General features: G+C 59.6%; 8 protein-coding genes and 1 pseudogene. 1 reads left to right on the top strand and 8 read right to left on the bottom strand.

Translation table 11 applies throughout. From position 1 onward, the window contains the following. Positions 1-110: 110 nt before the first annotated feature. From I8N66_RS33135 to I8N66_RS33155, 5 genes are all read right to left on the bottom strand, one after another. On the bottom strand, positions 111-1,208 hold the full coding sequence (locus I8N66_RS33135; protein ID WP_291163497.1) for an ABC transporter substrate-binding protein: 1,098 nt from the start codon (positions 1,206-1,208) through the stop codon (positions 111-113). 70 nt (positions 1,209-1,278) lie between these two features. Beyond that, the gene (locus I8N66_RS33140) at positions 1,279-2,406 is read right to left on the bottom strand and encodes an ABC transporter substrate-binding protein (protein WP_291163500.1); all 1,128 of its coding nucleotides are present in this window, start codon (positions 2,404-2,406) and stop codon (positions 1,279-1,281) included. A gap of 37 nt (positions 2,407-2,443) precedes the next feature. Continuing rightward, a complete protein-coding gene (locus I8N66_RS33145) occupies positions 2,444-3,556 on the bottom strand; it encodes an ABC transporter substrate-binding protein (protein ID WP_291163479.1) in 1,113 nt (370 codons plus the stop codon). A gap of 70 nt (positions 3,557-3,626) precedes the next feature. After that, positions 3,627-4,760, bottom strand: coding sequence for an ABC transporter ATP-binding protein (locus I8N66_RS33150; protein ID WP_291163482.1), 1,134 nt, complete (start codon positions 4,758-4,760; stop codon positions 3,627-3,629). Further along, positions 4,760-6,610, bottom strand: a complete 1,851-nt coding sequence (locus I8N66_RS33155; RefSeq protein ID WP_291163485.1) for an iron ABC transporter permease — start codon at positions 6,608-6,610, stop codon at positions 4,760-4,762. The genes I8N66_RS33150 and I8N66_RS33155 overlap by 1 nt, the downstream gene beginning before the upstream one ends. 580 nt (positions 6,611-7,190) lie before the next feature. Between I8N66_RS33155 and I8N66_RS33160 the strand changes: the two genes are divergently transcribed. Next, the gene (locus I8N66_RS33160) at positions 7,191-8,180 is read left to right on the top strand and encodes a LacI family DNA-binding transcriptional regulator (protein ID WP_291163489.1); all 990 of its coding nucleotides are present in this window, start codon (positions 7,191-7,193) and stop codon (positions 8,178-8,180) included. 9 nt (positions 8,181-8,189) lie between these two features. Here I8N66_RS33160 and I8N66_RS33165 read toward each other — a convergent pair. The 3 genes and pseudogenes from I8N66_RS33165 to I8N66_RS33175 form a co-directional block, all read right to left on the bottom strand. Continuing rightward, positions 8,190-8,636: pseudogene (locus I8N66_RS33165) on the bottom strand (PhoU domain-containing protein); the annotation flags it as partial. Positions 8,637-8,727: 91 nt separating this feature from the next. Further along, positions 8,728-10,338 carry a Fic family protein gene (locus tag I8N66_RS33170; RefSeq protein ID WP_291163492.1) on the bottom strand — a complete coding sequence of 537 codons (1,611 nt, stop codon included), beginning with the start codon at positions 10,336-10,338 and terminating at the stop codon, positions 8,728-8,730. 153 nt (positions 10,339-10,491) lie between these two features. Continuing rightward, positions 10,492-10,710, bottom strand: a 219-nt coding sequence (locus I8N66_RS33175; protein WP_291163495.1) for a hypothetical protein, incomplete at its 5' end; no start/stop codon positions are given.

Genomic DNA, 10,710 nt, shown 5'->3' on the forward strand with positions numbered 1-10,710 from the left:
GGCGGGACTGGGGCTTGCCGCCGGATAAGCGTTGCTCATGCTTTCTTTCCGTTCATGCGGGTGCGGCCGGCGCGACCTGTCCTCGTCATGTCGCGCCGGGCCTCGAGTTTCTATTTGCTGTAGTTCACGCGCCAGAAGTCCTGCCATTCCTCGCGCCGGTCGAAGTCTTCAAGACCCGTTGCGGCATTGTAGGGGAACAGGCGGTCCGCCACTTCCATTATCCCCGACGGTTCGTCCGCCGGCATCTTGATGTCGATGTTGGTCGGCAGCTTGCCGTCCTTCATCTGCGGTGCAATGCCCTCTTCCGTCAGCACGTAATGAACGAAGAGCTTCGCGGCATTCGGGCTTGCGCTCTTCGACGCAACGAGGCCCAGCTTGGTGTAGGTCCAGCCGACCCAGGGCTGAAGCTCCGTGCACAGGCCAAGCTTGTAGCCCTTGGCCTCGTTGTCGCGGAACTTGGCCGAACTCAAAAGACCGAAGAACGGCTCCTTCTGGCCGGCCGCGCCGACAGCTTCGGCGACCGGATCGTCACCGTCGGTCACCAGCGGCCCGTTCTGTGCGAGTGCCTTGATCCAGGCTGCCGCCGCACTCTTCTCGCCGATTTCGATATCCTTGCCGAAGTGGCTCTTGTAGGCGTCGGCCACCGCCTTGTCGGCGTGCTTCTCCATCTGGTTGAACCAGTCGGTATAGGTGCTCTTGGTCAGGGGATCGACGAGAGCGATCTTGCCTTTCCACTTCGCCTCCGTCAGCTCCCAGATGTTGCTCACCGGGCATTTGTCGTAGGTTTCGGTGTTGTAGGCCCAGACATTGGCATTGGTCGAAATCGCCAGAGGGTTCTGGAAGGCTGCCGGTATCTTGTCCTTCATGTCCCCTGGCAGATAGCTCTCGACGAATCCTTGCGGCAGAAGCTGGGCGAGCGCTGCCGGCGCATCGGTAATCAACGCGACATCACCCTGGACATTGCCGGCCTGCGCCTCCCGGATGATCATTTCCAGCTGGCTGTTGGCCGAGACTTTCACGCCCGTTGCCTTGACCCCGTATTTCGCGGTGAAGGCTTCGGCCATCTCGACGATCTTTCCGGTGCTGTCATAGACGTTGATCGGCTTTTCCTTCTTGGCCGCCTCGACCAAGGCGTCGAGATCAAACGCCTCTTCGGCGCGCGCTTCAACCGCGACAGCGGTCGCAAGGGCGGCCAACGCCGCCCCCATTGCCAGTAATTTGCTGTTGCCTCTTTTCATGGTTTCCCCTCCCAAGGAGACCGTTTCAGGGTTCACGAGGTTACTTCCGGTAGTTGATCCGCCAGAGGTCCTGCCAGGTTTCGCGCTTGTCGAGATCATCGCCGGCCGTCGCAGCATCGAAGACCATCAGTTCGTCTAGATGCTTGGAAACGCCGGAGGCTTCGTCAGCCGGCAAGGCGATCGTCCTGTTGCCGGAGATCTTTCCGTCGACTGTCTGCGGCGCGATCCCCTCGGCCGTCATCAGATACCGAACAAAAAGCTTTGCAGCGTTCGGGCTCTTCGTCTGAGCGGCAATCAGGCCGAAGCCGGGATAGAGGAAGCCTGTGAACGGCTCCATGCCGGCGCAGATGCCGAGTTTCAGCCCCTTGGTGACATTTTCCCGGTACTTTGCAGTCGAGGTGATCGCAAAGAACGGCTCGGCCTGGCCGGGCGCGCCGGCGGCCTCGGCGACAGTCGACGAATCCGCAAGCAGCGGGCCGTTTGCGGCAAATGCCTTGACCCAGGCGGCCGTGGCACTCTCACCTTGTGTATCGAGTGCCTTGCCGTACTGCGCCTCATAGGCGCGCGCGACGTCCTTGTCGCGATGATTGGCGATCTGGTTGAACCAATCCGCATAGAGCGGTTTGTCGAACAGATCGAGCATCGCAACCTTCCCCTTCCACTCCGGCTCCGTCAGTTGCCAGATGTTGGTGATGGGGCATTTTTCGTACTTCTGCGTATTGTAGGTCCACACATGCGGATCGGAAACGACCACCAAGGGATTGCGCAGCGGTTCGGGGATGTCGCCCGCAAGATCGGGCGGCGTCCAACTGGTGGCAATGCCTTCGGGAAGCATCTGCCCGACTGCGGAAGCGACATCCATGGCGAGGCTGACATCGCCGACGACGTTGCCCGCCTGATGCTCGCGGATCATGAGTTCGACCTGCGTCGCCTCATTCACCTTCTTGCCGTTTGCCTGGAGCCCGTATTTTTCGCTGAAGGCCTGGACGGTGTCGACAATCTTGCCGGTCACCGCATAGACCGTGATCGGCGGCTCTTTCTTCGCCGCCTCGATCGTCGCATCAAGGTCGAAGCGCTCCTCGCCATGGGCTACGGAAGCCAACGAAACAGAGGCGGCGATAGCCCAGGCGGAGACGGACGCGACCGTCCCAAGCCGACGCGTCGTCATGATCTGATTGCTCATAAAGTTACCCTCGGAGTTCGCTTCACTTCTGGTAGCTGAGCCGCCAGAGGTCCTGCCAGGTCTCGCGCGCGTCCCAGTCGTCGAGGCTCGTTGCCATCTGGTAGGGCATGACCTGATCGATAACTGCGCCGATGCCTGAAGGCTCGTCGGCAGGCAGCGAAACATCCTGGTTCGTCGACATCTTCCCGTCTTCGGCCTGCGGCGCGATGCCTTCGGCCGTCATCACATAGTGGATGAAGAGCTTCGAGGCATTGGGGCTATTGGTGCCCTTGGTGATCAGCCCGACGCCCGGATACATCCAGCCGAGCCACGGCTTCAGGTCCTTGCAAAGGCCTAGCTTCATGCCCTTGTCGGCATTGTCACGGAACTTTGCCGAGCTCATCAGGCCCATGAACGGCTGCGATTGCCCCGGCGCGCCGACCGCGTCGGCGGCTGCCGCATCCGCATCGGTCAGGAGCGGCGCGTTGGCGGCAAGCGCCTTCACCCAGGCGGCCGTCGCGCTGCCGTCGTCGGTTTCGAGCTCCTTGCCATAAAGCTCCTTGTAAGCAGCAGCCACCTTGTCGTCGCCGTGCTTGGCCATCTGGTTGAACCAGTCGACATAGGACGCCTTGCCGAGCGGGTCCTGCATCGCGACCTTGCCCTTCCATTCCGGTCCCGTCAGTTGCCAGATGTTGCTGACCGGGCACTTGTCGAAGAGTTCCGTATTATAGGCCCAGACGTTGGCGCTGGTGACCACAGTCAGCGGATCCTGGTACTCCGCGGGGATCTTGGCGGCGAGATCCGGCGGCAGCCAGCTTTCGGCAAAGCCCTGCGGAATGAGCTGGGCCATCGCAGCCGGCGCATCGCTGATGATCGACACGTCGCCCTGGATATTGTTCGCCCGGGCCTCGCGAATGATCATCTCGAGCTGGGCGGTCGCCTTGACCTTCGACCCTTCGGCGGCCACGCCATACTTCTCCGCGAAGGCCTTGGCCATTTCGACGATCTTGCCGGTGCTGTCATAGACCGTGATCGGCGCTTCTTTCCGTGCCGCCTCAATGAGGGCGTTCAGGTCGAACGGCTCCTCCGCCAGCGCCGGCCCGCTGATCGCCACGATCGTCGTCGCCAGCAAGGCGCGCCGGAATGCACGTTGCATCCTGTCAGTTTTCCGAAATTGCATTGTCTGTTCCTCCCTCAGATTCTGTTTCGGTATGGCGTCTGGCGCCCTAGTTCAGTGTGCTCTTGCGCAGCAGCGCATCGGCTTCGCTGACGCGTTGACCGTTCTTGTCGAAGACGTTCAACGCCTCGGGCGGCGCGAAATAGGAGACCCTCGCTCCGGTCTCGACGCGCGGCAGGGCATTCGTGGTCAGGAAAAGCGTATCGTTGTCGTTCCTGAGCTCGAGGATCCAGCTGCCGCCGGTCGGCAGAACGCCCGTCACCGTCATTTCACCGGTGAAGCTGCCCGCAGGCACATCCTTTGGCTCCATTGCATACCCGATCGCCTCGGGCCGGATGCCGACCGAGCCTATGCCGCGCAGCGACGGATAGCGCTCGCCAAGATAGGCTTCGGCCGCACGCGACATCTCCGAGGCTGCAGGCGAGCCGAAGGTAAGGATGTTGATCGGCGGGCTGCCGACGAATTCCGCAACGAAGCGATTGGCGGGACGATCGTAAATATCGTTCGGCGTGCCCATCTGCTGCAGGGTGCCCTCGTTCATGACGGCAATGGTCGTCGCCAGCGTCATCGCTTCCCACTGGTCATGGGTGACGAAGACGATCGTCGTCTTGAACTCCTTGTGGATGCGCTTGAGCTCGGCCCGCATTTCGAGCCGCAGCCTCGCGTCGAGGTTCGAAAGCGGCTCGTCGAGCAACAGAACCCCCGGATTGACCGCGAGCATGCGGGCAAGCGCCACGCGCTGCTGCTGGCCGCCGGAGAGCTGCGAGGGGTAGCGGTCGCGATACTTGGCGATGTCGAGCGCCTGCATCACCTTCTCCACCCGCTGCTCGCGCTCTTCCTTCGGCAGTTTGCGCAGACGCAGGCCGAAATCGGTGTTGCGCTCGATCGTCAGGTGCGGCCAGAGCGCGTAGCTCTGGAAGACGAGGCCCATCTCACGCTTTTCCGGCGGAATGAACACCCCTGCCCGGACCGAGTCGACCACCCTTTCGCCGATGCGGATTTCACCATCGGAGAGGTTTTCGAGGCCGGCGATCATGCGCAGCGTCGTGGTCTTGCCGCAGCCGGAGGGGCCGAGAAGGCACATGAACTCACCATCGCGGATTTCGAGATCGAGGTTCGAAACGGCATTGGCGGAATTGACGCCATAGTTCTTCTGCGCGCCGCTGAGATTGATGGTGGGCATCAGCTTCCGAGTCCTTCTGCGAGATTGGTCTTGGTCAGCTTCTGGGCTGCCAGTGTTCCGAGATAGGCGATGGCGGCGATGATCAGCACGACCGCATTTGCCGCCTGGGTGTAGTGGTAGTCGACGAGCCGCAGGGAGTAGGTCGTCAGGACGTCGGTGCTCGGCACGGCGAGGATGACGAACAGGCTCAATCCCTTGATGCCCGAGATGAACGGCAACAGCACACCAGTGACCAGCGACCCTTTCTGGATCGGGATCACGATCATCATCATGCGGCGGAACCAGCCGGCGCCGGCGATCTGGGCCGCCTCTTCCGGATCCTTGCCGAGCTGCGTCATGGCGGAGATGCCGGCGCGCGAGGCATAGGGCATCTGGTCGGCAATCAGCGCCAGGATGAGGATGGTGACCGTACCGTAGAGGGCGGGCATCGGTCCGCGTGGCACCGCAAAGAGCGACAGATACGCTGCAGCAAAAGCGATCCCGGGCACCAGATACGGCAGGAAGGTAACCTGCCTCAGGTAGACCGACAGAGCTTTTACCGGCGTGCGGATGACGACATAGCCGACGAGCAATCCGAGGATACCCGAGGTCAGCGATGCAAGGCCGACGATCATCAGCGTGTTCTTCGCGGCCGCCCACAGATCCGGGCTCAGCAACACACCCGTTTGCAGCGCCACGGTATGGAGATCACGTCCGATCCAGTAGTCCAGCGTGAAGTTGTCGAGGGTGAATTGGGCCGGCAGCTTCATGATCGTCGACAGGAACAGGGTGAGCAGCGGCAGCCCGACACTCAGCAGGAAGATGAGCGCTGCGAAGCCGGTCGCCGGCAGGCGATACTTGCCGAGCCGGCTTTGGCGGTTCATCGAACCCTTGGAGCCGACGGTGACGAAGCGGCGCGCTTCACGAACAAGCCGGGCATCGATCATCAGGGTGATGATGCCGATCAGCATGATCGAGGCTGCGACGACACCGGCGACCCCCGTCTGGCGCGATGCGATGCTGCGGAAGAGTGACGTGGAGAGCACCTCGAACTTGACGGGCAGCCCAAGCACATAGGGCACGCCGAACTCACCGAGGCACTTTGCGAAAATCAGCACCATCGAGGACAGCAATGCAGGGCGCATCAGCGGCAGGATGATCTGCATCGCCACCTGGTAGCGCTTCGCACCAAGAATGCGGGCCGAGTCTTCGAGCTGGGAATCAAAGCGGCGAAGGGCCGAGCCGAACAGCAGGATGACGAAGGGCGTGTAGTGCAGCGCCAGGATGACGACGATCGGGAAGCGCCCATAGGCAACCCAGTCCGGAGGCGTCAGGCCCATCGCCTCGAACCAGCCCGGCTGGCCGCCGACCGTCCGGTTCTTGAATAGCGTGGTCCAGGCGAGCGCGAACGTCCAGGCCGGCAGCATGTAAGGCACGATGAGTGCGGTTGCGAACCAACGCCGCCCGAACATGTCGGTCCGGCTGATCAGCCATGCGAGCACGGTGCCGATCACCAGCGACAGGCTGATAGCTCCGACGGCGACAGATAGAGTGTTAAGAAGCGGTCGCCAGAACAGGTCGACCGAAACAGGCGAAAGGAACGCCCGGTCGAGATAGTAGAGCGTCAGGTCGCCGAAATCCTTGCCGAGCCGCCGCTCGTGCCCGAACTGGACCCGGACGGAATCGAGCACGATCGAAATGATCGGCACGACGATCAGATAGGTGAACAGCAGCGCCGTCAGAATGCCGACCAATGTTGTCGGCTCGCGGGAAGCGACCTTCGCTCGATACCGCCAGCGCTGCCATGCTGTCGGCGCCGTCGCGTCGTCTGGCACTGTCGACGCCTTGGCTGTTTCACTCAATAAGGCCATGCTCTTCCCCTTGGAACTCGACATGCGCAACCTGCTGCGGCGATCGAAGCCGGGCAGCGCTCCAGTAATGCTGATGGGGAAATAGGTGCCGGGCCGCACTTGATGCGGCCGCATTGAAAGCTGCGAACGACACGAGCCGCCCCGTCTTCCTGGCTGTTCTCCTCCCCACTCGCGGACAGGCCGGATGCCCTGCCAAAACGACGACGCCAACTCCTCAATGGCGCAACCATTATCGCGAACACAAACGGAATAAATATTCCAAAATTTCTCCGTCAGTGGAATGTATGATCCAATGACAGGGGCCCCTTGTCAATCAAAAAATTGCACACGTGATCATTGATGTATTTCGTTGTTTTTATTGATATTTTTATGGCGAATGTCTATTATTTTTCGAACACGTGAGCAATCGGCATCAGAAGGTGCTTTCCGGTACAACGATTGGCGGTCGTTTTGCGGGTGAGGGAAACGTGCGGGCGGAGGCTGCGGAGCACCGGTTGTGGCCGCTGGTTCGCACTTTTTCGTTGGAATGGGGCAGGTTTTATGGCCCTGATGGGAACGTTCTGATTCAGTGGGGGAATGCATGGCAAGAGGGTTCGTAACCGCCGAAGAAGTCGCAAAGCGCGCGGGCGTTTCGCGCTCGGCGGTATCGCGAACCTTCACGCCCGGCGCCAGCGTTTCCCAGGCGGTCCGCCGCAAGGTGTTGAAGGCTGCAAGAGAACTCGGCTACCGTGTCAACCGGCTCGCGCAGGGCTTGAACAACGACCGATCGAACCTGATCGGTGTCGTCGGGGCCAATCTCAGTTCACCCTTCATATCCAAACAGCTCGATCTTCTGAGCATCGGCCTGTTGCGCCAGGGACTGCAATGCCTGCTGCTCAATGCAGCGGATGCCCGCAAGGATATTGCTCCGCTGATCGAGCTTCTCTTCGAGTTCCGCGCGCAGGCCATCGTGGTTCTTTCCGGCGAGCCGCCGGAATCAATCGTCGACCAGTGCATCGCCAACGGTGTCAGACTGATCCTCATCAACCAGAAGCTCGACCGGACCGATACGAGCATGGTGTTGAGTGACGATTCCAGAGGCGCTGATCTCGCGGCACTGCGCCTGATCGAGGCCCAATGCAAGAAGGTTGCGGTTGTTTCGAGCGGCAGCCAGACGCCAGCGCAGGTTCGCCGGGCAACGGCGTTCAAGCAAAAGATGGCGACGGCCGGCATAGACGTCGTTGCCTGGTCCGGCGGCCCGACAAGCTATGAAAGCGGTTATCAGGCGGGTTGCGAGGTCCTGAAAGACCAGGCCATCGACGGAGCCTTCTGCGTCACCGATCTGCTGGCACTCGGCTTTCTCGACGCGGCACGCACCGAAATGCAGCGCCGCATCCCGGCCGACCTTTCCGTCGTCGGCTTCGACGATATTCCGCAGGCAAGCTGGAAGAGCTACGAACTCACCACCGTTGCCCAATCCTTTACCGCCCTGACCGATCACGTGTTGGCCGCGCTTGAGTCCGACGATGCGGAAACCCGCCTCCAGGTCGTTCCGGTCGCGATGGTCGAACGCAAGACGGCAAGGCGCTAAGCCGCAGTTTCAGGATGTCGCCTGCCGGATGCGGCTCTCGATCAACAGTCCGCTCTGATCGAGGATCGGGTGGGCAACAGAGGCGATATGCGCATTAATGCGCTTCAGATCACGCAGCATGTCGAGATGAAGCGAACTGGTCTCGATGCTGTCGGCGCGTCCGTCACGCAACCGCTGCAGATGCTGTTCGGCCGATTGCCGTTCCAGCCGGCGAACGTCCTCTTTCGCCTCGACAAGGCGCCGCGCCATGGTGTTGTCGCGCGTGGCAAACACCGCCTGCGCCATGCGCAGATTGTCGATCGTGATCGCGAACAGCCGCGAGAGTTCTTCGTGGCCATCGCGGGAAAAGGTCAGGCCCCGGGTGATCTTCTTTGCAAGTTCGGCCAGCAGACCCTTTTCGATGATGTCGCCGATGTGTTCGAGGTTAATGGCACAGTCGACGATATCGGTCGCTCGATGCAAAAGACCGCCTGCTGTCAGGAATGAGCCTCTACAAAGCCATTCAGAAACGATGGGTGGGGGTCGTCGGGTTGGAAACCTCGTCTACCTAGCGCTTAGGCGTTCGCCCTTCAAATCGTCGATTGTATTTGGCTACAAGCTCTGGCGCTGCATCGTAGACACGGAGTTTCAGCTCGCTTTTTTGATTTTCGGTCAACGTTCCGGGGCTATAGGTAGAGAGGTCTTCGAGAACCGCCGTTCGCGAATATCCGTATTCCCCCATGGCTTCAGCGATAACGCGGTCCTCGACGGCACGCCAATCAACTTCCATGCCATCGGACGTCGCCAGTTCTTCGGTGGCGATCCTTCCAAGAAGGTATCTTGTCTCCGTCGACTGAAGGAGCATGGGAACGTAATCAATCCGTTTTTCGAATTCTGCATCTGGCGCAGCGATGACATGCAACACTGCTGCGCTGGGCTTTTCAGCTTGCCTGAGAAACGTTGGAATTTTCGGCTTTGGTGCCTCCACCTCAACATCCGCGAAGAGATTTGGGAAAAGTCGGTCTCGGTAGTCTAGCGGAAAAGCGATGCGCACAGGTGTTTTGGGCGAAGCAGACTTCAAGAACCCAACATCAAGCAACTCTTTGAGGGTATTGCGCGCAGTGCGTTCCGAGGTCCTCGTGACCAGGCTGATGTCGCCACGATCCATTGTTCCGTGCTTCAGGACAGCGGAAATCACATCAGAAGCCCTCTTGTCGTCTATCAGAGCCCCAACCAGCTTCCGATAACGTCCTTCAAGTGTGTCAAAGGCGAAAACGGCGTTCGAGAACTTGATTTGGTCGAGCGCGACCGAAAGAAACCATTCGCAATAGTCCTGAAGCGCTTTCGTCGACAGGTTGCCACGGCCGTCTCTGTCGCTCATCCTTTGCTGGTCGGCGTGGTCCATCATGCTCTTGTATTCGGTTTTGTCTTTCAGGCCCCGGGCAAGTCCGCGAGAGATTGACCACAGGCCCTTTCCGCCTACCCCTGCGTTTTGGGCCATCGCGTGAGACATCAACCTGCTGACACGACCATTTCCGTCCGTGAAAGGATGAATGAAGTTCAGGCGGTGGTGAGCAGCTGCAATCGCGATAATCCTATTCGTGGCTCCAGTCTCTGCCGCCCTATAGCGCTTAGCAAAGTGCTCCATGAATGCGATGACGTACTGAGATGAAGGTGGCTGGTGTCGCCCAACTGCCACGTCATCCACGCTTTTAGAACGGAATACGCCTGGTACAATCTCGGCCTTCGTCCCGTCAGGCCGCTCGACGAAACGGAACTCCGCTGGCATCTCTTCGTAGAAACGGCGATGGACCCAGGAAATGAACTCGGCTGATGTAGGTGGCGGCAACGCACCGCGATGGTTCAGGCGATCAATTTCTCTTTGAACGATGACGTGAGCTTTGGCTTCTAACGCCAATGGCCTTGTCGCCTCTTCAAGCTCAGCACCAGCCAGTGCACGCTCGATGTCCTTGGGCCGCGTGTTGTGCCCCTCGATCAAGTTCGAGTAATAGCAATTTATCACGCGGACGAGGTCTGACAATTCGAAGGCAGCGTCGTTGTGCAAGCCCCGCCCCAAGTCAGACGCCGCCGCATGAATCTCGACAACGAGATCAGAAAGGACGGACGGGATGTTATCTTCGAAAAAAGCGGGTTCAATGCGGGTCGGGACTTCTTCCATCTTTTGCCGATCTTGCGTTTATTGAAAACTGATAATAATTAGTATCTTAGCGTGCATAAATCAAGAAACTTGCCGATGTTGGTTGCCGATCTTTCATGGAAATCAAACAAGTTCTAAATTGCCGATATCATTATCGTATATTTTGTATTTAAATCAATTTGATACGGCCAATACGTTCACATTTTTGCCGATGTTGGTTGCCGATCTTCGGCGTCCGAAAATTGATGCGAGCATTCTCGTTGGGTAGAGCTTCAACATTCCAGTCGTGCGGCTCAGACGTGCCCCTCTCCAAAACCGCCACGGCGCGAAAAAGTGAGCTCCGGCGACAGCAGCGATGTAGCTAGGGTCAGGACTCATTGATCCAGAAGATGA

The sequence above is a fragment of the Ensifer sp. SSB1 genome (assembly GCF_016652895.1).
Lineage (GTDB): Bacteria > Pseudomonadota > Alphaproteobacteria > Rhizobiales > Rhizobiaceae > Ensifer.

What these genes read in the sequence shown, in the direction of transcription:
- I8N66_RS33135 (WP_291163497.1), bottom strand. Translation starts at nt 1,208, where the DNA reads ATGGGGGCGGCGTTGGCCGCCCTTGCGACCGCTGTCGCGGTTGAAGCG.
- I8N66_RS33140 (WP_291163500.1), bottom strand. Translation starts at nt 2,406, where the DNA reads ATGACGACGCGTCGGCTTGGGACGGTCGCGTCCGTCTCCGCCTGGGCT.
- I8N66_RS33145 (WP_291163479.1), bottom strand. Translation starts at nt 3,556, where the DNA reads ATGCAACGTGCATTCCGGCGCGCCTTGCTGGCGACGACGATCGTGGCG.
- I8N66_RS33150 (WP_291163482.1), bottom strand. Translation starts at nt 4,760, where the DNA reads ATGCCCACCATCAATCTCAGCGGCGCGCAGAAGAACTATGGCGTCAAT.
- I8N66_RS33155 (WP_291163485.1), bottom strand. Translation starts at nt 6,610, where the DNA reads ATGGCCTTATTGAGTGAAACAGCCAAGGCGTCGACAGTGCCAGACGAC.
- I8N66_RS33160 (WP_291163489.1), top strand. Translation starts at nt 7,191, where the DNA reads ATGGCAAGAGGGTTCGTAACCGCCGAAGAAGTCGCAAAGCGCGCGGGC.
- I8N66_RS33170 (WP_291163492.1), bottom strand. Translation starts at nt 10,338, where the DNA reads ATGGAAGAAGTCCCGACCCGCATTGAACCCGCTTTTTTCGAAGATAAC.